The sequence below is a fragment of the Lyngbya sp. CCY1209 genome (assembly GCF_035615495.1).
Taxonomy (GTDB): domain Bacteria; phylum Cyanobacteriota; class Cyanobacteriia; order Cyanobacteriales; family Microcoleaceae; genus Limnospira.
Window position 1 is genome coordinate 1 of record NZ_JAJENU010000232.1, and the last position, 24,694, is coordinate 24,694.

Annotated in this window: 25 protein-coding genes; 16 read left to right on the plus strand and 9 right to left on the minus strand. The window is 54.9% G+C overall.

What is annotated here, in order from left to right:
• Nucleotides 1-144: 144 nt before the first annotated feature.
• Both LKE08_RS05275 and LKE08_RS05280 read left to right on the plus strand, forming a co-directional pair.
• Nucleotides 145-492: a hypothetical protein gene (locus tag LKE08_RS05275; protein WP_324703150.1), complete on the plus strand. Its 348-nt coding sequence runs from the start codon at nucleotides 145-147 to the stop codon at nucleotides 490-492.
• A 12-nt stretch (nucleotides 493-504) separates the two neighbouring features.
• On the plus strand, nucleotides 505-2,001 hold the full coding sequence (locus LKE08_RS05280; RefSeq protein WP_324703151.1) for a hypothetical protein: 1,497 nt from the start codon (nucleotides 505-507) through the stop codon (nucleotides 1,999-2,001).
• Nucleotides 2,002-2,284: 283 nt separating this feature from the next.
• On the opposite strand, the gene rimO is transcribed toward LKE08_RS05280, so the two are convergent.
• Nucleotides 2,285-3,598 (minus strand): 30S ribosomal protein S12 methylthiotransferase RimO, encoded by a 1,314-nt coding sequence (gene rimO / locus LKE08_RS05285; protein ID WP_324703152.1) that lies wholly within the window; start codon nucleotides 3,596-3,598, stop codon nucleotides 2,285-2,287.
• Between the two features lie 235 nt (nucleotides 3,599-3,833).
• Between rimO and LKE08_RS05290 the strand changes: the two genes are divergently transcribed.
• Both LKE08_RS05290 and LKE08_RS05295 read left to right on the plus strand, forming a co-directional pair.
• Nucleotides 3,834-3,995, plus strand: coding sequence for a hypothetical protein (locus LKE08_RS05290; protein ID WP_324703153.1), 162 nt, complete (start codon nucleotides 3,834-3,836; stop codon nucleotides 3,993-3,995).
• Between the two features lie 100 nt (nucleotides 3,996-4,095).
• On the plus strand, nucleotides 4,096-4,434 hold the full coding sequence (locus LKE08_RS05295) for a hypothetical protein (protein ID WP_324703154.1): 339 nt from the start codon (nucleotides 4,096-4,098) through the stop codon (nucleotides 4,432-4,434).
• A 27-nt stretch (nucleotides 4,435-4,461) separates the two neighbouring features.
• On the opposite strand, the gene LKE08_RS05300 is transcribed toward LKE08_RS05295, so the two are convergent.
• Both LKE08_RS05300 and LKE08_RS05305 read right to left on the minus strand, forming a co-directional pair.
• The gene (locus tag LKE08_RS05300; RefSeq protein WP_324703155.1) at nucleotides 4,462-5,196 is read right to left on the minus strand and encodes a peptidoglycan-binding protein; all 735 of its coding nucleotides are present in this window, start codon (nucleotides 5,194-5,196) and stop codon (nucleotides 4,462-4,464) included.
• 223 nt (nucleotides 5,197-5,419) lie between these two features.
• Entirely contained in the window at nucleotides 5,420-7,840 is a 2,421-nt protein-coding gene (locus LKE08_RS05305) for a sucrose synthase (RefSeq protein WP_324703156.1), read from the minus strand.
• A gap of 219 nt (nucleotides 7,841-8,059) precedes the next feature.
• On the opposite strand from LKE08_RS05305, the gene LKE08_RS05310 reads away from it, so the two are divergent.
• A complete protein-coding gene (locus LKE08_RS05310) occupies nucleotides 8,060-8,425 on the plus strand; it encodes a hypothetical protein (RefSeq protein ID WP_324703157.1) in 366 nt (121 codons plus the stop codon).
• A gap of 62 nt (nucleotides 8,426-8,487) precedes the next feature.
• Here the strand turns inward: LKE08_RS05310 and LKE08_RS05315 are convergent, their stop codons facing one another.
• Entirely contained in the window at nucleotides 8,488-10,014 is a 1,527-nt protein-coding gene (locus LKE08_RS05315; protein WP_324703158.1) for a carboxypeptidase M32, read from the minus strand.
• 133 nt (nucleotides 10,015-10,147) lie between these two features.
• Here LKE08_RS05315 and LKE08_RS05320 point away from each other — a divergent pair, with 133 nt between their 5' ends.
• Nucleotides 10,148-10,291, plus strand: coding sequence for a hypothetical protein (locus tag LKE08_RS05320; RefSeq protein WP_324703159.1), 144 nt, complete (start codon nucleotides 10,148-10,150; stop codon nucleotides 10,289-10,291).
• Nucleotides 10,292-10,502: 211 nt separating this feature from the next.
• Nucleotides 10,503-10,919, plus strand: coding sequence for a hypothetical protein (locus tag LKE08_RS05325; RefSeq protein ID WP_324703160.1), 417 nt, complete (start codon nucleotides 10,503-10,505; stop codon nucleotides 10,917-10,919).
• Between the two features lie 184 nt (nucleotides 10,920-11,103).
• On the opposite strand, the gene LKE08_RS05330 is transcribed toward LKE08_RS05325, so the two are convergent.
• Together LKE08_RS05330 and psaK are read right to left on the minus strand one after the other, a co-directional pair.
• Complete coding sequence (locus LKE08_RS05330) at nucleotides 11,104-12,213, minus strand: SGNH/GDSL hydrolase family protein (RefSeq protein ID WP_324703161.1); 1,110 nt, start codon at nucleotides 12,211-12,213, stop codon at nucleotides 11,104-11,106.
• 509 nt (nucleotides 12,214-12,722) lie between these two features.
• Nucleotides 12,723-13,004 carry a photosystem I reaction center subunit PsaK gene (gene psaK, locus LKE08_RS05335; RefSeq protein ID WP_324703162.1) on the minus strand — a complete coding sequence of 94 codons (282 nt, stop codon included), beginning with the start codon at nucleotides 13,002-13,004 and terminating at the stop codon, nucleotides 12,723-12,725.
• A 205-nt stretch (nucleotides 13,005-13,209) separates the two neighbouring features.
• On the opposite strand from psaK, the gene LKE08_RS05340 reads away from it, so the two are divergent.
• The gene (locus tag LKE08_RS05340; protein WP_324703163.1) at nucleotides 13,210-13,866 is read left to right on the plus strand and encodes a phosphoribosylanthranilate isomerase; all 657 of its coding nucleotides are present in this window, start codon (nucleotides 13,210-13,212) and stop codon (nucleotides 13,864-13,866) included.
• Nucleotides 13,867-14,027: 161 nt separating this feature from the next.
• Nucleotides 14,028-14,852 carry a calcium-binding protein gene (locus LKE08_RS05345; RefSeq protein ID WP_324703164.1) on the plus strand — a complete coding sequence of 275 codons (825 nt, stop codon included), beginning with the start codon at nucleotides 14,028-14,030 and terminating at the stop codon, nucleotides 14,850-14,852.
• A 64-nt stretch (nucleotides 14,853-14,916) separates the two neighbouring features.
• Here the strand turns inward: LKE08_RS05345 and LKE08_RS05350 are convergent, their stop codons facing one another.
• The gene (locus tag LKE08_RS05350; protein WP_324703165.1) at nucleotides 14,917-16,908 is read right to left on the minus strand and encodes an adenylate/guanylate cyclase domain-containing protein; all 1,992 of its coding nucleotides are present in this window, start codon (nucleotides 16,906-16,908) and stop codon (nucleotides 14,917-14,919) included.
• A 68-nt stretch (nucleotides 16,909-16,976) separates the two neighbouring features.
• Nucleotides 16,977-17,126 (minus strand): hypothetical protein, encoded by a 150-nt coding sequence (locus LKE08_RS05355; protein WP_324703166.1) that lies wholly within the window; start codon nucleotides 17,124-17,126, stop codon nucleotides 16,977-16,979.
• A 256-nt stretch (nucleotides 17,127-17,382) separates the two neighbouring features.
• On the opposite strand from LKE08_RS05355, the gene LKE08_RS05360 reads away from it, so the two are divergent.
• Together LKE08_RS05360 and LKE08_RS05365 are read left to right on the plus strand one after the other, a co-directional pair.
• Complete coding sequence (locus tag LKE08_RS05360; RefSeq protein ID WP_324703167.1) at nucleotides 17,383-18,324, plus strand: NAD-dependent epimerase/dehydratase family protein; 942 nt, start codon at nucleotides 17,383-17,385, stop codon at nucleotides 18,322-18,324.
• Nucleotides 18,325-18,645: 321 nt separating this feature from the next.
• Entirely contained in the window at nucleotides 18,646-19,176 is a 531-nt protein-coding gene (locus LKE08_RS05365; protein ID WP_324703168.1) for a hypothetical protein, read from the plus strand.
• 16 nt (nucleotides 19,177-19,192) lie between these two features.
• Here the strand turns inward: LKE08_RS05365 and LKE08_RS05370 are convergent, their stop codons facing one another.
• On the minus strand, nucleotides 19,193-19,666 hold the full coding sequence (locus LKE08_RS05370; protein ID WP_324703169.1) for a type IV pilin-like G/H family protein: 474 nt from the start codon (nucleotides 19,664-19,666) through the stop codon (nucleotides 19,193-19,195).
• A gap of 153 nt (nucleotides 19,667-19,819) precedes the next feature.
• On the opposite strand from LKE08_RS05370, the gene ptsP reads away from it, so the two are divergent.
• From ptsP to LKE08_RS05395, 5 genes are all read left to right on the plus strand, one after another.
• Nucleotides 19,820-22,324, plus strand: coding sequence for a phosphoenolpyruvate--protein phosphotransferase (gene ptsP, locus LKE08_RS05375; RefSeq protein WP_324703170.1), 2,505 nt, complete (start codon nucleotides 19,820-19,822; stop codon nucleotides 22,322-22,324).
• 137 nt (nucleotides 22,325-22,461) lie between these two features.
• Nucleotides 22,462-22,830: a Lin0512 family protein gene (locus tag LKE08_RS05380; RefSeq protein ID WP_324703171.1), complete on the plus strand. Its 369-nt coding sequence runs from the start codon at nucleotides 22,462-22,464 to the stop codon at nucleotides 22,828-22,830.
• Nucleotides 22,831-22,856: 26 nt separating this feature from the next.
• On the plus strand, nucleotides 22,857-23,243 hold the full coding sequence (locus LKE08_RS05385) for a nuclear transport factor 2 family protein (RefSeq protein WP_324703172.1): 387 nt from the start codon (nucleotides 22,857-22,859) through the stop codon (nucleotides 23,241-23,243).
• Nucleotides 23,244-23,249: 6 nt separating this feature from the next.
• Nucleotides 23,250-23,768, plus strand: coding sequence for a DUF3598 family protein (locus LKE08_RS05390; protein WP_324703173.1), 519 nt, complete (start codon nucleotides 23,250-23,252; stop codon nucleotides 23,766-23,768).
• A gap of 110 nt (nucleotides 23,769-23,878) precedes the next feature.
• Nucleotides 23,879-24,628: a methyltransferase domain-containing protein gene (locus LKE08_RS05395; protein ID WP_324703174.1), complete on the plus strand. Its 750-nt coding sequence runs from the start codon at nucleotides 23,879-23,881 to the stop codon at nucleotides 24,626-24,628.
• Nucleotides 24,629-24,694 lie beyond the last annotated feature (66 nt).

The following is a 24,694-nucleotide window of genomic DNA, read 5'->3' on the forward strand; positions in this document are numbered from 1 at the left end:
GATCGAATCCGGTTGAACGACAAAACCGCTTGGGAATCAATTCCCAAGCTCACAGCACAAATCCTCTAAAGAGGATTAAAAAGAATTGGCGAAAAAAACAGGATATGATACAATCAAATCATTGACCAAACCCCGATAATCGCCATGACTGAAAATTACATTCCCTCGGATTCTGTCCTCTACATTCAAGACTTCCTTACCTACCTCGAACAAGCGAAAACTAACTCGGACACCAACCTGGCAACCCTCCAACCAAAATTAGCCGCCGCCGAAGACAGACCGCCGCAACTCGCCGCAGCCATCAAAAGCTGGTGTAAAGATCATAACATCAAACTCGATCGCACACAACTGGCGGCGGTTCGCGCCAATATGTTAAACAAGGGTGAAACCCCCCCCAGACCCGCCGAAGGGGAACGACCCGAAACCATCTATAATAAAGCCTTACTGGTGGAAAAAGTGCGACAAGCCACGGAAGAACAATCCGAAAAATAAGATGATCGGCAAATGAGCGAAACGACCGCCCCAATTTATGCCCCCAGCCTGTATTGGTTCGCCTATCAATACCACAGCGGCTTGGTGACATCTACCGATGCAAAACCGCCCCAAAATTTAGAGGCAACCATCAACCCCCAATGGGTGAAAGCGAGATATCAAAAAATCCTCGACGCCTTCGAGGTTGACGTGGCGTTGCACCTCCGCGAAGATGAACCCTCCCAACATTTCGACTTGCTGACACTCTACGACGATGCACGTTCCATAAAATTTTTCACCACAAAAGACGATAAATTAGAAGGTTTTATTTATCCCCAATCTCTCCACGACAGTTATGCCCTCAATCTCAATATCTACCAACCGGAAACACCCGGCAAAGACAAATATAAAATAGCCGACCTGGGAAAATTCAACCCCGATAACTGCTTTCACCCCGAACCCGACTCCACCTCAAATTTGGGTCAGACGCTGTTATTGAGCGCCTATTTAAACCAAAAATCCCCCGAAAATATCCGCGACTTGGAACCCCTCGCCCGCCAGTGCTGGCTGAGTTTCTTCCAACCCGAAAACCCCGAAAAATTCCCGTCCTTCTATCGCGCCTACAACCTGTTTGGCGGCTATCTCTACGAATACGGCAACCCCAGGGCGGATTTACAAGAAAATCCCTACGGTCATTTATTGATATGGTTTCTATTTGAAGAACAGCCGACCCTGACCCTAAAAAAGTGTTATTGGGACTTGCCGGAACTCCTGTTATATTATCACAAAATCTGCAAAGCATTTCAAGATAGCAGAATTTATTACGATCGCGCCGATCGCATCGTCACCGACAACGAAACCGAGTTAAATCAATTCAATCAAAATTACCTCGATCGCGCCACGGGAGAAACCCTCACCGCCGACGACCTGAACACCCTAAAAATCACCCTCAAAAAACTGCTGACGGCCTCCCTGGACTATTCCAAACAACTGCGAAACCTGGAATACGCCCGCAACACGATCGCCATCAACGCCAAGAACTATCAAGCCACCCTGGAACGCATGGAACAACTCGCCCAAACCCCGGCGGAGGGTTGGCGGTTATTCGCCCAAAAAGAAGCCCCCACCTTTCAAGAGCAAATCCGCGCCGATTTGAACTACTTCCAACCCGGTTATCACTTACTCGATACCACCATTTCCACCATTCGCGGTTTGGTAGAAATTGACCAGGCAGAACGCGATCGCCAAATCCAAGAAACCAACCAAAACCTACAGGATAACTTACAAGCGATCGGTGTGGGAATTGCCGGGGGTGCGATCGTCGGTTCCAGCACCGGATTGGTGTTTCAGTCACAACAAATGACCTTTCCCTGGCAACAGGAACACGGCAAATATCCCCATCCGTTTTTTATTGCGGTTTTCATCAGTATCCTCTGTTCGGTAGCGGCGTGGTGGGGGGCAAAACGTCTGATTAAGCGGTTTAAAAAGAAGCGATCGCGCTCTCTCACCCATCCGACGACTCCGGGTTGAGGGTTTGCCAACGCCGTCTTAAAACCCGCATCGCCCGGACTTCATCATCTCTTTTGGTGCGTTCCCTACTATCACCTCCGCCCCGAAACCGATTGATGAGTGGGAACGCACCCTACTGGACTGTTTCATCTTAAATGAGGTGATCGGATCTGAATCCACAGGCAAGATGCCTGTGCTACGTTTTGAATTTTGCCTCATTTGAGCCGAAACGGTCTACTACGCGAAAGCACTAAAAATCAGGGCGCAAGCCTTGCGCCCCTACAATTCACCACGCGCTATTTTTTCAAACCGTGTGCCCGTACAGGTCATAAACGTCGGCGTCGGTAATTTTCACCGGCACCAAGGACCCCAAACGGGCGCCGCCCTCCACATACACCAACCCGTCCACCTCGGGGGCGAAACGGGCCGATCGCCCCACGAGTTCCCCGGTGGCGGGGTTCTCCTGTTCGATGAGCACGTCCACCACTTCCCCGACACATTGACGGTTTCGCTTCAGGGAGATGGGCTGCTGGACCTTCATGATCGCGTCCCGCCGCGCTTCCATCACCGCTTCCGGGACGGGGTTGGGGAGGGTGTAGGCGGGGGTTCCCTCTTCCGGGGAGAAGGTGAAAACGCCGACGTGATCGAACTCGTGGCGGCGGACGAAGTTGAGTAAATGCTCGAAATGGGCGTTGGTTTCGCCGGGGAAGCCGACGATAAACGTCGTCCGCATCACGGCATCCGGCAGGGCGGTTTTGATATTTTCGATGATGTCGTCGTTGACGCGGCCCTGCCAGGGGCGGTTCATGGCCCGTAGGATCTCCGGGTGGGAGTGTTGCAGCGGCAAATCCAGATAGGGGAGGACGTTGGGGGTTTCCTGGATGGCGGCGATGACCTTGGGGGTGAGGCCGGTGGGGTAGGCGTAGTGCATCCGTATCCAGGGTACGTCCACGGTTCCCAGGGCGCGGATCAGGTCGGCGAGTTTGGGTTCGCCGTAGATGTCGGTGCCGTAGTTGGTGGTAATCTGGGAGATCAGCACCAGTTCTTTCACGCCCTGATCGGCCAGTTGTTGGGCTTCAGAGACGATGGATTCGATGGTGCGCGATCGCTGGTTTCCGCGCAGGTGGGGGATGATGCAGAAGGCGCAGCGGTAGTTGCACCCCTCGGCGACCCGCAGGTAGGCGACACCCTCGGTGGTGGTGCGGTAGCGGGGTACGGTGTCGTCGGCGATGTAGGTGGGCTCGGCGGACACTTCCCGGACGCGATCGCCCTTTTCGACGCGATCGATGACGTCGGCGATTTTATGATAGTCCCCGGTGCCCACCAGGGCCACGGCTTCCGGGAGTTCTTCGAGGAGTTGGTCCTGGAAGTGCTGGGCCATGCATCCGGTGATCACGACTTTTTTGTTGGCTTCGGCGAGTTCCACCAGGGTGCGGACGGATTCTTCCCGGGCCGCTTCGATGAAGCTGCAGGTGTTGACGACGACGTAATCGGCGGCGTCTTCGTCGGAATCGACCTGATATCCGGCTTCGGCGACCAGGCCGATCATGTGTTCGGTGTCGATGCGATTTTTTTCGCAACCGAGGTGGGAGAAGGCGATCGTCGGCTTTGTTGCCATTGGTGATTGAAGTTTGGATGCACAAACGCGACAGGACAGGTTCTTTATTTTATAGCAGGCAACAGGGAATAGGCAATAGGCAACAGGAAAAGGGAGTGGAGGGAGTCCAGAAACGGGCGTAAGGCTTGCGCCCCTATAGCAGTGCGCGCTCCAGATGATTGGGGAGGCTGTGGGGTGACAGGGAGCTGACGTCAGATGTTTTCCGATTGATGCTCTGGATTTTCTATCGATAGTTTTGGGGCGGTTTGTTGGACTCGGCGATCGCCAGACCGCAGGACTCCATCACTGGCAATTGTCGGTCAAACTGAAGGGGGCGATCGCGGATCTTTGGGTGGCAATTCTTTACAATCCCGTCCGAACTTGGGGCGACACGGGGCCGATTTTCGGAAAAATTTGACAATTATTAAAAATCTACCTTTGGACTGATGACACCGTTATTTTTAGATTCAACAATGAAAGAAGCCGGCTCGAAAATAACTTGAAAATCACAAGAATCGATGTTTTGCTCTTTATGCCCCTACCAACTCCAAAAAGACAAGTCGGCGATATTTGCCAAAATTACCGACATGATTTTATTGCTCGATGTCGCCAAACATCGAACCGAAGAAGAAGATGATCGCACCCGCCTCGACTATGTGATCGAGCAGCTTTACGAGTTGAGAATGTTCGCCGACAACGTGGGTACTTGTCAGCAGACCTGCTCCATTTGCCGTCCGGAATCGGGGGAAAACGGGCTTCGGACAACCCGCGAGTCCGCCCTGCGAGTGCTGTGGGAAATGGAGCGATCGCCCGACGGCGGCGCCGAACCGGCTGAAAAAAAAAGACCGCACCCCTAGGGGGACGGGAGTGCCGCCCCTCCAGATTCAGTTAGACCACTCCCGGCCCAAAATCGCCCAGGTTTTCTCATCCACGACCCCCGTCGGTTCCAGGCCCACCGCCTGCTGAAAGTCGCTCACCGCCGCCAGGGTCCGCGGCCCGAAAACCCCGTCAACCGGACCCGGAGCGTGTCCTTTCAAGCCCAGGCGAATTTGCAGGGTTTTCACCTTCGAGCCCCGCGCCCCCTTTTCCAGGACGAGTTCCTCGGACACCGCCTCCTGCTGTGGCGGGTCGGCGGATAAAGCCTGCCAGGTGGCGCGATCGACTTCCCCGGTCACCGCCAAACCTCGGGAGGCCTGGAACTCCTCCACGGCCCGCTCGGTACGGGGGCCGAAGATGCTGTCAACCTGGCTCGAATAAAACCCGTGGACCTGTAGCCGCTGCTGCAAGCCGGCCACCTGGGAGCCCTGAGTCCCCCGCGCCAGGGTCATTTCCCGGGGGCGGGTCGGCCGCGTTTCCGGCTGGTAGTAGGGTTCGGAAAAAACCTGTCGCTCGATCGCTTCCTTGTCGGGTTTATAAAAGGGGTCGGAAAATAATTCCCGTTCCAATCTTTCATTTTCGGAAAACGAGAACGTGGGGCGATCGCCCCCCGGCATCAACAGTTCCTCGAGTTCCCGGTCTTCGAGGGTGGATTCCGCGCCGGAATTGGCGATCGCGGGGGCGCCAAAGCTCGGAATTGCCAGGGCCAACAACCCGGCGATGATAGCAGTTTTGATACCCATAGTACAGATCTCGTTATTTAATGATTTCGACTTTATGGCTTTGAATCAAGCTTCTGAATCGAATTTTATCATCCGGAATGGTTAACCGACGAGGGTCAACCGCTCCGGGGAAGCCGAACTCGCAAAACCGATCGGGGGGGCGGGGGAGTTCAAATCGGGACGCCAGCCCTCGCGCCCCGACCATCTAAAATTGAGGTCCCCATCCCCCAATCCTGCCCCGATCCTAACGTTGCAAGTGCTGTTGCAACAACTCCCGGGCGCGGGGTTTGTAAATCAGGTGGAACAGGGCTTCCAAATAGCGGATCATGTCTTCCCGCTTTTGCTTGGAAACGTAATTCCAGAACCCGTAGACCCGGGTCAGCGTCAGCAGCCGGGAGGTGTGAATTTTCCAGGTGTAGCTGCTGTAAACCCGATCCATGCCCCGCTGGGAAATCTCGTTCCAGAACCCGATATTGTAGCCGCAGCGGACTAGGAATTCGTCCAACTTGGCGGCGGTTTCGTCGTAGTTGGTGGGGTTGATATAATATCCGTTGATCTTGTCTTTGATAATTTCCAGCGGGCCGCCGAATTGGGTGGCAAAGGTGGGCAACCCGGAGATCATCGCCTCCAAAATAGTCAGCCCAAAGGCCTCGAATAGGGCGGGTTGGACGAAGATCCCGTGGTGGTCGGCGATGACCCGGTACATCTCCCCGGTGTCGGTTTTGGAGAGCCGGACACCGAGCCAGCGCACTTTGTCGTAGAGGTCGTACTGCTCGATGATGCGGTACATCTTTTCGATTTCTTCAGCCTCTTCGCGATCGATGGAATCCTCGACCCGCAGCTTTCCGGTGATGAAAATGAGGTTCGCCTTTTCTTGTAGTTCCGGATGTTGGCCGTAGCACTCCACCAGGCCGGTGATGTTTTTGATCCGGTCGAGGCGGGCGACGGAGAAGAGGGGAAATTTACTCGGATCGGCCAGTTTTCCGTACACCTTGGCGGGGTCGTCGAGGTGGAAAATCAAATCTTCGATCCGATCGCGATCGCTCTGGATGCGGTCTTCTGTGCGGGTGTAGGGGAAGAAAATCGCCTCGTTGACCCCCGGCGGTACCACGTTGAATTTGGGGCTGAATAATTCCAGTCCATCCACCACATGGTACAGTCCCGGCATGGTAAAGGATTTGTAGGATTCGTACTGGCCGACGCTATCCGTCGTGCCGATAATTTCCTGGTAGGTACTGCCAATGATAAAATTCGCCGCGTTCATGGCGATCAAATCGGCGGTAAATTGCAGGGAGAAGTGATAGTTATCCTCCATGTTCTGCCAGTACAAATCGCTGAACAGGTACTTGGATTTTTCCAGGGCGTGGGCGACGTTGCACTGGATCACGTTCAGCCTCCGACACAGCAAAAATGCCACCAAATTGCCGTCGGAATAGTTGCCCACGATCAGGTCTGGGGAACCTTTGAACTCGGCCAGAAGTTCCTTTTCGGCGTCGATCGCGAACGTCTCCAAATAGGGCCAGATTTCAAATCGCGACATCCAATGTTGGGTAACGTTGGGGTTGAATTCCCGGAACGGAACCCGGAGAATCCAGGCGTTTTCGGTGCCGTAAACTTTCTCCAACCGCTGGTGACAGCGGGTGCCGTCGCTGTCGGGAATCAGGCGGGTCAAAATGATCACTTTCGGGTGGATGCCCAGGGCGCTCAAACCGGAGAGTTTCAGCTCTTCTTCGAGTTCCTGTTCCAGGCTGCGGGCCTGGTCTAAAATGTAGACCACCTGCCCCCCCGTGTCGGGGCGGCCGAGCACCCCCTCCTGACCGAACCAGCCGTGGACGGAGACGAGGACGATGCGGAAGATCATGGGGATGCGGGCGAGGAAGGCTTCGAGCACCTCGTCGTCCGGGGAGTCGAGGAGTTCGTCGAGCATTTCCAAGGTTTCTAGCGCCCGTTTGGCGGTGTTTCCCCACCCCGGCTCGAAGCCCATGTTTTGGAATTCAAACCGGAATTTTTCGTAGGGTTCTTTGGGGGGGCGGCTGTTGAGCAGTGCGATGCCTTTTTTGACGGCTTCGGAGAGTTGATCTTGGTTGCGGATGCGATCGTTGATCAGCAGTTGCATTCCGTTGTAAGAATGCAGGCTGAGAAATTTGTACAGGGCTTCGAGCCACTGGCGGGCATCTTGGAAGAGTTTACTGGATAAGTAGCGGTTCAGGTAGCGGACGCCCTTGCCGATGTTTTTGGAGTCGCGGAGTTTGGGGGAGTAGTCGTAAAAGGAGCCGAAATCGATTTCTAAAACGTCGCCTTCGTTGGGGTGGTAGTGGTTGACGAAGCGATCGCGGGTGTCGAGAAGAGCGGAGATGTCCATCGTTTCGACGGACAAATCCGGCCAGAGTCGAAACCGTTCTTGGGTGGCAATTTTGGGGCGGACGATCAGGCAAATGCTTTCATTTTCGAGGATAATTTCTTGGGTGTAGTAGATCAACTTGCTGAGGTTTGAGCCGTGGATGAAAGCCTCGGTTTTTTCAAATTTTTTGCAGTATTCGGAAAAGGCCTGTAAAATGTCGTTTCGCAGCAAGTAGCGCTTTTCGGAAACTCTGAGTTCGCCGGTGAACTGGCGCAAGTCATTTTTTTCATCGCCATCGATGACGGCTTGAATGAGTTCGGACATGAAATTCTCCTGGTCAGTCGTTCGTTCGATATGGGGGGCGATTTGACAACCGATAGCTCCGCTAGTCGGCCCGTTTAAAACCCGACCAAAACAAGCAAATTTGATGCCGTTTTATCGGCTTTTTAAATTCCTCATTTTTGTGTCTTATTGCCGACGGGAATGCTATCAATTTCAATTCTTGATCGTCGGTTTCAATGATACATCCTCCCAAATATAGATTTGTTTCGGCGCGGTTTTGCCGGCGTTTATCGTCCCCTATTGTCGGTCAAAAAGTCCCCTCAATTGCGGTCAAAAGTTGGCGGAGAAGATGCGAAAAATGAGCCGGGCGATCGGCAAATTTTGACGATCGCATCAATGGCTCCCGACTCCGGCCCCCGGCCGCGCCCGTCCGGCCCGCCGCCTTATTCATTTGACCGCAGCAATTGGAAAAAACGACGGACTTCGCCTTCAACAGCAGCCGACCCTTTACCGCTTCCGAATGACGGGGAGATGCACCGAAACTTTGCCATTCAGATGCCCCGACCCACCGACCGCAGCCGAGCGGAGGGGTGCGACGTTGACCGGGCCGGGTCAACCGTGATGTGAATCGAGATCCCCACCTTTTAGGCACTATAAAATAGTGTATCCCAATCTTAAGAAGCAAAACTCTAAAATTTACAATTATAAAGATATCCGTACTTATTTCGCAGGTACTCCAGGAAGGGTTCGAGACTCGGGGGGCTGCCCGTCACCCGCTCCACCCACACCTGGACCCTGTCCTCGCCTGCGGCCGGGTAGACAGTCCGCCGCAGCCAGTCGTGGAGCCGTGTGAAATTCCCCCGCTCGATATCGACGGGGATTTCGGGGTCTTCGCGGACGGCGGCCTCGTAGAGTTGGGTCCCGATCAGGTCGCCGAGGGCATAGCCCTGGAACATCCCCCCGACCCACCCCCCGTACCAGTGGGGGTCCTGCAAAACCCCGTCGCGATCGCTCCGGGGGACGCGGCCGAATTCCCGCCGGTACCCTTCGTTCCAGGCTTCCGGCAGGTCGGCGACGGCGAGTTTCCCCTCCAGCAGATCCGACTCCAGCTCGAACCGGATGATGACGTGGAGGTTGTGGGTGATTTCGTCGGCTTCGCTACGCAGGGGCCCGGGTTGAACCCGGTGCAGGGCCCGATAAAATTGGTCAGCCGACAGGTGGCCCAACTGGCGGATAAACATCCCCTGTAGTTGGGGGTAGAACCACTCCCAAAACGCGCGGCTGCGACCGACCCGGTTTTCCCACAGTTTAGACTGAGTGTGGCCGAAGATCGAAGATGCCCCTCCCCCCCAGTCGGCCCCGTCGAGTTCGGGGTCGCGACTTTGTTCGTAGAGGGCGTAACCCGCCTCGTGGATGGTACTGAACAGGGCGCGATGCAGGTGATGTTCGCTCAGGAGGGCGGCGAGGCGGACGTCCCCCGGGGAAAATGGAGCCGTCAGGGGGTGGGGGGCGGTGTCCCGGCGACCCCGCCGGAAGTCGTAGCCCATCCGGGACAGGATGCAGTTGCAGAAGTTGATTTGGTCGATTTCGGAGTAGAACTGGTGCAGGCAGGTGTCGTTGGCGGGGGGGGCGGCGAGGATGGCGTCGAGGATGGCGTGGAGTTCCCGGTGCAGCGGCTCGAACAGCGATCGCAACCGGGAAACGCTCAGGCCGCGATCGCTGTTTTGGATCAGGGGGTCGGCCAGGTGATCGGCCTCCGGAAAAAAGCCGGCGAACTCCCGACTCAGGTCGAGGGTGCCCTCCAGCAGCGGTTCCACGGCCCGAAAATCCCCCTCGGCGCGGGCTGCGACCCAGGCACCGTAGGCGATCGCCTGGTGCTCGGCGGCGCGGGCGACGAACGGCGGCGGGATGCGCCGCCATCGCCCGTACTCCCGGCGGATTCTCCGCAGCCAACCGGCCGCGATCGGGTCGTCAACGGGGACTTCCCGGGCCGAGAGTCGCTCCAACAGGTCGCCGACGGCCGCATCGGTGAATTTTTGATGGGCGATCTGTTTCAGGGTCGCGATCTGACGCGCCCGGGCCGCGGTGCCGCCGTCGGGCATATGGGTCGCCTGATCCCACTGCAACAGGGCAATTGCTGCTTTGACATCCTGGATCTCGCGCAGGCGACGCCGGAGTTCCAGGAATTGCGGATCGTTCGTGGGCAGGGGGGGCATGATTCGGGAATTCGTGGGATTGTAATTTTCATCTCTAGTTTGCCACTCATTGCGCTCAACCCCGATCGCTTCCGGCAGGGGCGCCCCTCCCCCGGGTTTCCGAGAATTGGTGGGACATCCGGCCGGTGCAAGAATGATGACTCTCGGTCAACCCCTGCCGACGGCTGAAAGCCCGGGGCTCATTGCCCTGTATGGCAGGAGTTGCGCCGATTGGGCGCGTCCGCCGCCGGGACGGCGGTTGACCATCGGGGAACCTGTCGATCTGTTTCCCGTCTGATCGGTTTTGCGAGAATCGGGTTTCTCAAGATCGACGATCGGCCCGACAATTTATAGTTGCGCCATCGCCTCCCCCCCTTTGTTGCCAACGCTCTTCCGAAAATTCTCTCCCGTTCCCATCCCTAGGCGAATTGCGGTTCGCATCGGATTTGGATCAATTATTATCTGTTGTACAATCTGATGGTATTTTCATGTCTGAATCGATGAGCGATATGTCAACAATGGATTACAATGACGCGCCCAAACCCGCCACGGGTGAAATGGACGACAAGGCTAAAACCCGACTGCTTCTGACTTTATGGGCATTGGGTGGTACCGATAGCAAGGTCAAGAAAAGCGACCTGACGAGTAAAGTCAAACAAAAGCGTCAGGGCAAGAAGGTCGGCATCTATCAGGGTCTCTACGACGACCTCAAAAGTGCCGGCGCGATCGAGATTGACAAGGACAATCAAGTTCCAATGGTGTCGATGACGGAGACGGGCAAATGGATGTTGGTCGAAGCCCTTCAAAGCCCCGAGTTTGACTTCGAGGGAACCGTCGTCGCCTCCCGGTTAGCCAACGGGTTGGTGGAGTTGATTCGGGAAATCGGCCGCAGGACTGCCGGCAGCGCCGGGACCGATGAAAATTAAAGTTCCGTCCGGCGAAAATTGTGCTATAGATTGAACTTTTTCAATCCCTTTTGCCTTTCGATCGATTTTTTAGGTCTGCTCCTCACACCGCCAACTCACGATTGATTCCCCACTGGATTTTTCCCCTTGTAAGGAGGGGGGCTGCTTTTGAATTACACCCCCCAAGTTTATTGATTTTTACAGTTTATTTTTTGGCGGTGGATTTCTTCGCCAGCAAGCCGACCCCCAAACCGGCCAGGGCGAGGGTCGCCGAAGGCTCGGGGACGGTTTTGAAATCGTCTTTGAGTTGGTCGTAAGCCGCCCGGGCGATGATTTCATTGGTCTTCGTCGTCGGGTGGACAAAATCCCAAAATAAATAATTTTCCGGGTCGTTACAAATGGTACCCGTGGTAATTGAGAAGCAGGGATCTGTTACATTCGTAAATCCGTATTGCCCGGGATTGGCGATCGCATCGTCGAACAAACCTGCCACGTCAAATAAGCTGATATTAGCGCCGGTCAAGTTTTGATTCAACCCCGCGACAGCCAGGTTTAATCCCTGATTATGGAAGGTGATTAGAGTGTTGAGTGCATCATTATCGATGTCATTTTCCGGGTCGAAAGGATTCAAGTCCGCGATGGGCGCTTCTCCCAATCTCGGCAAATTCAATAGCAAGAAATTGCGGGCTCCAACATTGTAAAGGTCGGTCACGGCATCGGATAAATTGTTAACCGGAACGGTGGGATCGATTTGACCCCCTCCCAAGTAATCATTCGCCCCCGCCCAAATGACATAAAGTGCATCGGGATGGGTTGATCCAAAAGTGTTATATGCTTCAAATGCGTCGATTTGATCGGATAAACCGGGGAAAGTTAAATTTAAAGCCTGAAATTGTCCCTGATCGTCCGTGGTGTTTTCCGTTCCGGTGGTCGCCCCATTAAACGCGAAATTTAACCCATTTGCGGGGAAAGATGGAGCGAATGCCAACCCGGGATTTAAACCCAATTTGTTGCCAAAATAATCGATCCACAGCGGCCCGTTGGAAGTCCTTCCTTCAAAGTAGGGCGGGCTGGGGGGATAGGCTCCACCCGTGGCGGAAAAGATATTCCCCGTGTCCGACAGACTATCTCCAAATACATACATTTCCCCGAAATTTAATGTTGCCGCTTTGGCAGGAAGTTCGGTAAATGTACCGATCGCGATCGCACCCATGATGGAAGTTGTGGCTAATGATAAGCCTTTGTAGATGCTTTTCATGATCATCCCTGGTGTGATTTGATAAATTGCGTAGATGTTGTATGCTAACGTTAACATCTGGACTCGGTACAATTACAGATGCCTGTGTAAAGCCTGGTTCTTTATTTGATAAAGCTTTTGTAAAGCGATCGCATTTGTTATCACGCCTGTCGCCCCGAAAACTGTGAAGTTAGAAATTAGGATAACGGGAAACGAAGACCGAAAATTTTGACAACCGAATTCAGCCGCGATCGCAGCGGAAATTATACCATTTTTAAGTCAATTTGTCAATGTGTCCGGCGGACAGCCCGACGCCGAATCCCCCTTCGATCCCCCCCCGCCCCCATCCCCCCTTTGTCAGGGTCCGGCCGTTTCATTCTCGGTTCAACAAGGGGAGGTCGCCCCTTGTCGAGGTTGACGAGGAAAACCGTTGAGGAGAGACAGGAGCAAGGTATTTTAAGGCGTGAAACAAGGGGATTGAACCCCTTGTTGATTCAGAAAAATCTCCCTCTGCCTCGGGAGCCCCGGTCGCCATTTTTCGGGGACAATGAAACGGCCCGGCTTGAAAAGGAGGGGGATTCAAAACCCTAGAGGACGCCGGTATAGGACAGGCCGAGGATGACCCCCGCCCCCAGGATATGCCCAAAGCTGGCGGTGGCGAGGAGTTCCGGGAAGCCGAAACCGGTGAAGACCCGGGGGAGGGAAACCGGCAAGGCCGGACCCTGACCGCGATTTTCTTTGGAAATGGCGTAGTAGCCGACCACGATCGCAAAAATATTGCACAAAATCATGATAATTCCCACGGTCAAAGACCATTCCGGGGTGGAGGGGGTGGTGGATTGTAGGCCAAAAATTAGAGTCGAATTCATCAATTTTTTTTCTCCCAATTAATAGGTTTACGGCCAACGGATTTGCAATTTTTAAGAAACCGAAAAAAGTTTCGGAAACAATTATAGGAAAAAGTTGTTTAAAAGCAAGATTTTGTTTTAAAAATTAACACTCCCAGGCCGTTTCCCACATTTTGCCCGCTCCTGGTATGATTTGATCAGGGATGGCGTCAATCGAAGGGCATCGATGCGAATCAAAATTTGTGGGATCACTCAACTCGAACAGGGACGGGCGATCGCCGAACTGGGGGCGACGGCGTTGGGGTTCATCTGCGTGCCCGCCTCCCCCCGCCAGATCCGGGCCGAGGACATCGGGGCGATGGCGCCTCACCTGCCGGAAACCGTCGCCCGGATCGGGGTTTTCGCCAATGCGACTTTCGAGGAGATCCGCGATACCGTCGCGGCCGGGAAGCTGACGGGGGTGCAACTGCACGGGGGCGAGTCCGTCGAACTGTGCGATCGCCTGCGGGATGCCCTGCCGACGTGCGAACTGATCCGGGCGATCCGCGTCAAAACGCCGGAGGCCCTCGACGCCGCCGCCGCCTTCGTCCCCCACGTTGATGCCCTCCTCCTCGATGCCTACCATCCCCGGCAGTTGGGGGGGACCGGCCGCACCCTGGACTGGCGATCGCTGCGGGAATTTCGCCCCGGGTGTCCCTGGTTCCTGGCGGGGGGTCTGACTCCGGATAATATCACAGATGCCCTGACACTGCTACAACCCGACGGCATCGATCTCTCCAGCGGCGTGGAGCGATCGCCGGGGGACAAGGATATGGAAAAGGTGGCGAAATTGTTTCGGGTTTTGAGAGAGAATCCCGTCTCACCTGCGGGCGATCGCATCTGAGAATGGCAGATGCAATTGAATTGGAAATAGTCCGGAACTCTCACCCCAGTTTTGGCGACTATATTGACGGGGTACTTCTGAAGTTGTTGTGGGGCTTGAACCCTTTTCTGAAGCGCTGAAGCGCAACAACGGTTGGATAATTTTTTCTTTTTTTCCGGACTATGTTAACCGAAGAATATCCGAATTATTCCAGTTTTTTACTGGGGCAGTCTCCCTGGGAAGATGCCGACGAATCGTTTTTTGAGGATATCTTTTTTGACGATACCCCGCCGGCGTTTAGTTTCACCCCCGATCCGTCGGGTTTGCCGCGCCTCCTGGCCCAGGAAACTCCCGATACGATAACTTTATTTGAGGGGGATTTAGCGGGCTATTCGGACGGGATTTGGACGTTGGGTGGCGATGATGTGGTGTTCGCCTCTTTCGAGAGCGAACGCATCCTTCTCAACCAGGGAAATGATACGGTTTACGGGGGTGGTGGCGATGACGAGGTATTCGGCGGACAGCAGGACGATCGCATTTTTGGAGAGGATGGCAACGACTTTTTGAGGGGCGATCGCGACGGGGATATCATCGAAGGGGGAGAGGGGGACGATCGCCTATTTGGCGGTAAGGGAAATGACCAGTTGTTCGGCAATGACGGGGAGGATATTCTGTCGGGAGATCTGGGGATTGACAGTCTCACCGGGGGGGGCGATCGGGATATCTTTATTCTCCGCACGGATGAGGCTTCTTTTGAGATCAATGAAGTGGATGTCATCACCGATTTTGACTGGTTTGAATCCGGGGATCAAATTGCCCTCACCGACGGACTCACCGAAGCCGATATCGACTACACTCGACTCACGGATTACGAGGGCGACGGGGTGGCGAATGATACTTTAATTACCCTGAGAACGACCGACGAAATTCTGGGGGTGGTGTTGAATGCGGACGATTTCGCGTTATTCGGTCAATTTGTTTCTGTGGATCCGTTGGCGTTGGTTTGATTTGGGGAAAATTAACAATTAACAATTAACAATTAATCATTCAATTTTCCCCCCTCGCCATTTCCTACAATTTTTCGATTAGCCAGTAGGTGGTCATGTCACCTTTTCCTTTCACTTTTATCGTGCCTCTCGGTTCAAATTTGTAGCGGTATTTTAAGCGTTCGTAGGTGACATCCGTGACTTGGATGCGTCCGGGTTCGCCGGAGGATTCCATACGGGAGGCGATGTTGACGGCATTTCCCCACAAATCGTAGGAGAATTTTTTGATGCCGATGACTCCGGCGACGACGGGACCGGTGTTGATGCCGATCCGAATTTGGAAGTTTTCACATCCGGGAATATTTCCCAAAATTTGACAGGCGTTAAATTCGTCCATAATTTGCTGCATTTCGATCGCCATATCCGCGATCGCTTCGGCGTGGTCGTCCCGGGGAATGGGCAACCCGCCGACGACCATGTAGGCGTCCCCGATGGTCTTGATTTTCTCCAATTTGTGGCGTTCCGCCAGTTCGTCGAACCGCGAAAACATCTGGTTGAGCAATCCCACCAATTCGATGGGGGGAACCCGGGCTGAAAGGGGTGTGAAACCGACAATATCCGCAAATAAAATGGTGACATTTTCGATGGCGGAGGCAATGGTTTTTCGTTCTTCTTTGAGTTGGTCTGCGATGGCTTTCGGTAAAATATTCAACAATAATTTTTCGGATTTTTCCTTTTCTTGGTGTAGTTCAAATGTCCGCTCTTCCACCCGATTTTCGAGGGTTTCAAAATACTCGCGAAGTTGGCGACTCATGGTATTGAAGGACTGGGATAAAATCCGCAGTTCGCGGATGCTGTCGGATTTGACGTATTGCTTCAGATCTCCTTGGGCGATCGCCTGACTGGCCAAACTGAGCCGCCAAATCGGCCGGCCGATCCATCTCGCCATGGCGATGCTAAATACCGTGGGTACGATCAAAACGGCGACGCAGAGTAAAATGGTGGTGCGCTTGCTGGCGTTAATTTGTTCCATGAAATCCGATTCGGGTACGACTAGCACGATCAGCCAGTCCAAACCCCGGTCGTCATTGAAGGGTAAAACTTCCACGAATTGCCGCTTTCCGTCAATCTTAAAGTCGAGCTGTTGCGATCGCCGGATGCCGCGCAAGTTGCCGAATTTTTGTATCAAATATTGGGTGGTCGCCCGCACCAAAGGATTGAGGCTTTCCGTGGCTTTTAGCATTTGGGCCTCCTCGGCCGTTCCGACGGTGATGGGGTCGTCGGTGGAACTGGAAACTAAAATGCCAGACCGCTCCAAAATAAAGGCTTCCCCCGTTTTTCCGATTTCTAATCCTTTCAAAAATTGCCTCAATTCCTCCGTCAGTAAAACGTCCGTTCCGCAGACACCGACGAAGTGATTTCCCCAACTGTCGTGGGCCGGCAAACTGGCGGTAATGGTGGGGATATTTGTGGTAAAATCTAAATAAATATCGCTCCATTTTGCCCGGGCTGATGCCCGGGCAACTTGATACCAAAGCCGCGTTCGGGGATCGTAGGGGCCGGCATCTCGCAAAAAGTAGAGGCGATCGGCGCGGATGTCGATACCGTATAAATACATCCGTCCGTCCGTCTCCGAGTTGCGAATCATCAACTCGAAAAAAGCCCCGTCGCCGGTGCGACTCACGCCGACGAAATCTCCCGTTTCGCGATCGCCGCAATAGACGGCATTCACGTAGGAGGCTATTTTGAGTTGTTGCAAAAATTGATTTGAACCCGCACCCGTGCTAAAATTTAAATCGCCCTTTGACAATGCATCGACGTTCAGACGGTTGATGGCGTGGGGGGCTCGGACGTAGCTTTGCAGGCGCTGGTTGATGCGGGCGGTGAGTTCGTCCCGCAGTTGAGATGCCAAATCTTGCACAGCCGCTTCCCCGTTCCGAAAGGAAAAATAGCCCACCAAACTTACCGTCAATACGACTTGCAGTAAAAATGGGACGACCAAAACCGTGCGGAGTGAAACGTTACCGACACGCCGCTTCAACTGTCGGCGGCAACGGCGGAGAAGGGGAAACGGCATGAAGGGCAATCACCTGGCAATTTCAGGTTGAGACTGTCGCAAGTATAGCTCGAAAGGGAGGGCAACTGCTAGAATCCGATCCGGCGGCGGTTCTCTCCAGCCCTCGGATGCGGCAGTGCGATCGCCCCCATTCTCCCCCAAATTCCCGTTTTCTCCGGGACGACTTGGATTGTCTTCGCCGGGAGAGCGATCGCAATTGGGGTCAGTTGTGACGGCACTGCTGAATGGAATCCTGTGGTTTTTTTGTGATTGTATGGCACTCCGGTGATGCATTCGGAGATTGGGAAAATTTCACACCGACCGAGTTATGGGGTTTCATCAATATCCGTGTCGCTCTAATTGTAAAACTTGGGGTTGGGGTTGTCAAGAGCGATCGCGGGCGGTCGCCCTATCCGATCGGATCGGAAAGTGTTATACTCGACTCTACGAATCCGAAATCTCGAATTTTGCAGCCTTTATAAATAGGGGTAAAGAATGAAAATTTTGATCATGGGTGGGACTCGATTTATCGGGGTCTATCTCACGAAAATTCTAGCCAATCGCGGACACGAATTGGTTTTATTCAACCGGGGAAACAAACCCGCCCCCGTGGATGGCATCCGGCAAATCCACGGCGATCGCACCGACGGGGAACAGTTGAAAGAAAAGCTCTCCGGCGAAACGTTCGACGTCATTTTTGACAACAACGGCCGCCAATTGAGCGACACCAAACCCCTGGCAGATGTATTCAACGGGAAAGTCAAACACTTCATTTACATGAGTTCGGCGGGGGTCTATCTCAAGTCCGACCAGATGCCGCACGTCGAGGGGGACGCCACCGATCCGAAGAGTCGCCACCTGGGGAAATACGAGACGGAAACCTACCTGCAAAAAGCCGGACTTCCCTGGACATCGATCCGGCCGACATACATTTACGGCCCCCAAAATTACAATCCTTTAGAGTCCTGGTTTTTCGATCGCATCGTCGCCGGCCGGCCGATTCCCATCCCCGGCAACGGGTTGCACATCACCCAATTGGGTCACGTCAAAGACCTGGCAAATGCGATGGCGGCGGTGTTGGGAAATGAGACGGCGATCGGGGAAATTTACAATATCTCCGGCGATCGCTTCGTCACCTTCGACGGGTTGGCGAGGGCCGGCGCGATCGCGGCGGGACGGTCCCCGGACGACCTGGAATTGATCCACTACGACCCCCAACAATTCGACTTCGGAAAGCGGAAGGCGTTTCCGATGCGCGTCCAACATTTCTTCGCCGACGTCCACAAGGCGATGAATCAACTGGATTGGCAACCGGAATACAGTTTGATCGACGGGTTGAAAGATTCCTTCCAAAATGATTATCTGGCCGCCGGAAAGGATAAAGCCGAGGTGGATTTTGACCTGGACGACGAAATTATAAACGCCGTGAAAGGTTGACACCCCAATAAGCGGGCAACCCTATAAGGTTGCCCCCACAGAAAAGAGGTGGAGGAGGCCGAGGGGACAAGTTGATATCAGATCCGTACAAACTCCCCAATCATCGACCGATGATTTTTGCTATAAGAACAGGGAATTAATTCCCAAGCGGTCTGGGTTGTTCTACCCGCTTCCTCCGCTTCCCCCACACCCCACACCCGGCGGGCGGCGCCATATCTTTCAGATCCGCCGCTTGCGGACGGATAATCTGTTAAAATTGTCGCGATCGCCGGGATGCAACCCGACGGTCGAAACATTAACATTCTCAGATGAGGAAAACTGATGAGCAGACTTCGCAATATTCTCCTCGGAGCCGGCGTTGCAGCCGTCGGCGGGATCGGCACGAAAATGGCAGTCGATTATTTCCGAAATCGGGGGAAAGAAGAAGAAGTCCCTGAAGTAGAAGAAGAAGAAGAAGAAGCGACTGTAGCGAACCTTTCTCCCGAAGAAGTGGCCTATGCCGTGGTGGAGGATGACTCGATCCAGTCATTTCTCGACGCGAGTTTTGGCGCTCCCGGGCGCTACGTTCCGACCCGCCCTCCCAAGGTGTTTTCCTATCAGGGAGAAGAGTGCATGGTGATTTGGGCCTACGACAACGAGAAAGAAAAAAATCAACTGTTGGCGTTCAAATATACCGACGCGGGCCGGAAGATGGTCGCCAGCGTCGGCTACACCGCAGATGGGACCGATTACAACCTTCCCGGCTTGGATGAAACCCCGTTTGCGATCGAAGTCAACGGGGAACAAATCACCTCGGGTCAAGGGGAAACCGACGGCACGGATGAGGTCGATTTTGTACCCGCAGGTGCTTAGTTTTGGAATGGAAATGTCAGCGGACCGGACTGGAACCGGGCGGACATTTCAACCCCTCGCCCGGAACGGGAATTGAGGACAAAATGGGAGGTGTTTTTGAAGGTTCGTCTGTTTGGCACAGATTCGCCACCATCATCACACCTCCCTCCGTCGCCCCGGCGGTCATGACGCCGGCGTAGCTGGGGAGGTCGTCGGTTTTTGCCGTCGCCGTCAACACCACCGTCTGGGCGGATTCGCCCTCGGTTTCGATCGCATAAAGATAACTTTCCGTCTCCAAATTCAGATGGGCCGACAGGCTCTCCACCGAACCGGCAAACTGTCCCTGATGGTCGTAATAAGCCTGTTGTCCCACCGCGATCGCCCGCATCATCAACGGGGCGCGATCGCTCTGTTTTAGGGGCGGCAATTCCAAATCTTCCCCGAAGGAAGAGAAATTCAACTGACAACCGGTCAACAAAAGGGGAACCAGAACCGTCAAATATTTGAACATGGCGAGAGTCTCGATAACGACGTAGAGCTCGAAACTCCACTACAGGCCGCCACATCTCGATTCCTGATCGGATGATGTCGTAGAACAAACCTCCAAAAATTGGTAGATTAGAAGGCTAATGGCTATTCCGGTTCAGCGTCGAGGCTCATCAACATGGTTGGAATTGCGATTGTTTCCCACAGTCACACCCTCGCAGTCGGAATCCGGGAATTGGCCGCGCAGATGGCGGGGGACGCCGTGCCGATCGCGATCGTGGCCGACCTCGGCGGTCCGGACACCCCCCTGGAAGTCGATGCCGTCAAAATCTACCAGGCAATCGCCCCCATTGAAAGCGATGGCGTCGTCGTGTTCGCCGATCTGGGGCGGGCCGTGGCGGCCGCGAAACGGGCCCTAGAACTCTTCCCCGCCGCCCGAAGGTGCCAAATCCGCCTCTGCGCCGCCCCCCTAGCCGAAGGTGCGATCGCCGCGGCCGTCACCGCCGCCGGGGGCGCCGAGCTCGATCGCGTCGTCGCGGAGGCCGAAAATGCGATGACCTCGAAACTGGCGCAGTTGGGGGCACACGACCCCCCCGACAGTCCGCCGCCGGAGCATTTCCCGACCGGGCAACTGCACCTGACCCTCGACCACAGCACCGGGCTCCACGCCCGCCCCGCCGCCCAACTGGTGAAATTAGCCTTTCAATTTGAATCCGACATCACCCTAGAGAACATAACAGCCCGAACCGCCCCCGTCAACGCCAAAAGCATCAACCAAGTCATCGCCCTGGGGGTGCGGGACGGGGAAGAGATCGCGATCGCCGCCACGGGAGCCGACGCCGCCGCCGCCCTGGAGGCCCTCCGCCACCTCCTCACCGAAGAATTGACCTCGCCGAACCGGAGCCGTGTCCCTCAAAGGCTTTCCTCCCCCCCGCCCGACCGCTCCCTGCGGGGCATCCCCGCCGCCGGGGGCATCGCCATCGGCCCGGTGATGCGCTGCGAACCCGCCGCCATCCACATCGAAACCCAACACACCGAACACCCCCAGCGGGAATGGGAATTTTTGCAGCGGGCCCGCGACAGTTCCCGAGCCCAAATGCTGGACTTGCACCGGGAAATCGGCCAGAGGTGCGCCGTCACCGATCGCGTCGGGTCTTCCGAAGCCGCCATTTTCGCCACCCACCTGCTCCACCTCGACGACCCGACCCTGATGGAGCGGGCGCGGGAACTGATTTGGGAACAGCACCACACCGCCGCGGCAGCCTGGAAAACGGCGATCGAGGAAGTCGTCGCCACCTACGAACACCTCGAAGATCCCCTGCTGCGATCGCGATCGGCCGACGTTTGGGACGTGGGGCGGCGGGTGTTGCAACTGCTGACGGGGGCCGAACCCGTCTGCCTGCTGTTGCGGGAACCGGGAATTTTGGTCGCCCCGGAACTCACCCCCTCCGAAATCGCCCAGCTCGACCCCGAGCGCGTTTTGGGCATCTGCACGGCGGCGGGTTGCTCGATTTCCCACAGCGGCATTTTGGGGCGATCGCTCGGCATCCCGATGGTGGTGGGTGTGGGCCCGGAATTGCTCCACTTGTCGGGGGGGACGGCGATCGCGATCGACGGCGGCACCGGCCAGGTGTGGGTTGATCCTCACCCGGACCAAATCGAGGAGTTGCGCCGCCGGCGGGAACGGCAACTCGCCACCGCCCGAGATCTGCGACAAGCCGCCCAAAATCCGGCGGTCGCCGCCGACGGCCACCGTCTCAGGGTGATGGCGAACATCAGCGGCGTCGCCGAAGCCCGCATCGCCATGCAGAACGGCGCGGAAGGGGTGGGGATACTCCGCAGCGAATTTCTGTTTCTGGCGCGGCGGCGCATCCCCTCGGAGGACGAACAGGTGGAACTGTACCGGGCGATCGCCAATGCCATCGACCCCCATCCCCTCGGAGTGCGGATTTTGGACATCGGCGGCGACAAACCCATGCCGGGAATTAGCCTCCCCGACGAGGATAACCCATTTTTGGGCTGGCGGGGCATCCGCCTGCTGCTGGACCGCCCAGACCTGCTCCGTGCCCAGTTGCGGGCGCTGCTGCGGGTGGGGTGCGATCGCCCGGTCAAAATTCTGTTTCCGATGGTGGCGCGATTGCAGGAAATTCGCGCGGCCCGCGATATTTTGACGGAGGAGTGGGAGAATTTGCGGCGGCAAAACGTCCCCCTCTCGGAGATGCCGGAAGTGGGGGCAATGGTGGAGGTCCCCGCCGCCGCCCTCATGGCCGAACGGTTGGCGGCAGCGGTGGATTTTTTCAGCATCGGGACTAACGATTTGACGCAATACGCGATGGCCGCCGACCGCACCAATTCCAAGGTCGCCGCCCTCACCGATGCCCTGGAACCCGCCGTCTTGCGCCTGGTGGCCGAAACCATCGCCGCGGCGAAACGGGCCGGAATTTGGGCGTCCGTGTGCGGGGAGTTGGCCGCCGACCCGGTGGCGGTTCCCATTTGGATGGGGTTGGGGGCCCACGAGTTGAGTTTGAACCCCCAGGCGATCCCGATGGTGAAGATGACGATTTCCCGAATCCGTCGCGACGAGGCAGAAGCGATCGCCCGGGAAGCGTTACAGTTGGAGTCGGCGATCGCCGTCCGGGAGTTGGTCAGATCTCGCCTGGGTTTAACAATTAATAATTGTTAATTATTGAGGGGCGCTGGACTCTGATATTGGGCGGCACTCCCTACTCCCTCCACCACAGATGTTTGGTGGTCAATTATCAGGATTTGATATCATCAATAATTGAACAGACAAACACGATCTCAAAATTGGAGGAAATTATGGCAAGAAAACGGCTGATTATCGAAATGGGGATGGGGGTCGATCAGCACGGGCAGGAACCCACGATCGCCGCCGCCCGGGCTGTCCGAAATGCGATCGCCCACAACGCCCTCCCGGGGGTGTGGGAAGTGGCGGGATTGAGTCACCCGGACGAGATGATCGTCGAGGTGCAAGTCGCCGTCCCCTACCCGGAATCGGTGCGGGAAACGGAGGTGTTGGCGGTACTCCCCTTCGGGCGAAAGTCCCTGAAACTGGAGTCCGGGGGGATGGTGGTGCAGGGGCGGGCGATCGCGGAACTCGGCGACAAAAATGACGAAATGTTAATCGCCGTTGCCGCCGTCACCGTTTGGGTCGAAACTGATTCATAATGGCGAGTGTTTTGGAGAGTTTTCAGATGCAAAAAGAGACGATATCCCACGCGATAGAAGCTTATTTTCAAGCCCTCTCGTCCATGAATGCGGAGGACTGGGTTGCCCTGTTCGCCGCAGATGGCATCACCTACGATCCCGTCGGCAATCCCCCGAGTCAAGTCCGCGAAACCTACCAACAATTCTTCGGAATCCTGTCGATGGCGTTCGCCAGTTTGGATGTCTCCCCCGACCAAATCTTTATCTCCGGAAATGGGGCGGCGGTGAAGTGGACGATGCGCGGCGCGGGCAAAAATGACCGCCGGGGAGTCGCCGAGGGCATCAGCACCTTCGAGTTTGACGAGATGGGGCAAATTAAAAAAGTGTTTTCCTACTGGGACGACGCGGCGATGATGGCACAAATTCGGGGTTGATGGAAGATGGAACTTCAAGAGCAAAATTGGCATCGATTCTGTCGGTATCACGCCGGAGACTGGCACGGGATCTGGCTTGACTATTCCGCGACGGGAGAGGTTCTGGATTCCAAACGGTGTGTCAGGAGCTTTCGGGTTGAAGACAACGGAAATCAAGTGCACCACCAGAATCATTATACTTATAAAGACGGGCGGCAGGAAACAAACACCTTCGGACCCTATTACAAACCCCGGACTCGAAGTTTATTTTTAGATCGGTGTTTTTCTTGGGGAACTCTGGAGAACGGGACAAATTCCCAATTGGGATTCGAGACGGGTTTCCGCCACGAAAATCGGCGGATGAGTGTGGCGGCGGTTTGCGATCGCGCCGCGGGTTGGAAACAGTTCGTCATCATTACCGAACACCTCGACAGTTGGGGTGCGGAACCGGAAGCGATCGCCATTTCCGAACCGGCAAATTGGCGGGGCACCGCGAAAACCATGACGCCGGATTTGCACATATCGCCGGCGATCGCGATTCCTTAGAAGTCATTCAATCTTGTGGAAAGCAAGGAAGGATTGATATCGACCCGTTTTCGTGGTATTCATGCTGGTTTTACCGGCGACATCAAAATTTTTCTGTATCCAATCAAATTATGAATAAATTACTCAAAAAAACTCTTCTAGGTATTCGGGAATTAGCCTTATCGATCGAATCAAGGTTCGATTGGTACTTTCTCGAATCAGATGTTCCAATGTCCAATATTGTCAGCCATCAAAAGTGGCAGAAATATCTCTATGAAATCGGGAATAAACCGGGGAATCGGATATTAGAGATAGGCAGTCGTGAAGTCACGGGTTTATCGAATGCTCGCCAGGAATTTTCCCGGGCTAAATATGTGGGTTTTGACTATTACCCCGGCAACAATGTCGATGTGGTGGGAGATGCCCACAAGTTATCTTCATATTTTGAAGGCGAAGAAAAATTCGACCTGGTGTATTCGAGCGCTTGTTTGGAACACTTTGCCATGCCTTGGGTTGTCGCCATCGAAATTGCGAAAGTGCTGAAAGTTGGCGGTATTGTTTTCATCGAAACTCATTTCTCGTACTCATCGCACAGCCGGCCGTGGCACTTCTTTCAATTTAGCGATATGGGATTGAGGGTTCTTTTTTCAGAAGCGCTGGGCTTTGAATGTGTGGAGTCGGGCTTGTCCAATCCAATTGTCGGCCGATTTTCATCATTGGCAGATGCTTACCTTAAAAATAAGCCGGTAAGAGGCCTTTATTGTCACAGCCAATACCTCGGAAAAAAGGTTAAAGATATCAATGATATCGATAACTTCGATTGGCAGAAAATCGATTTAACAAGTGTGGTAGGGAACACACAATATCCGGAATCATCATAAGCAAGGTGCAAAAGCGATCGGAATCGGGAATCGGGTTAAATCACCTTCACCGGTTACTGACGGAAC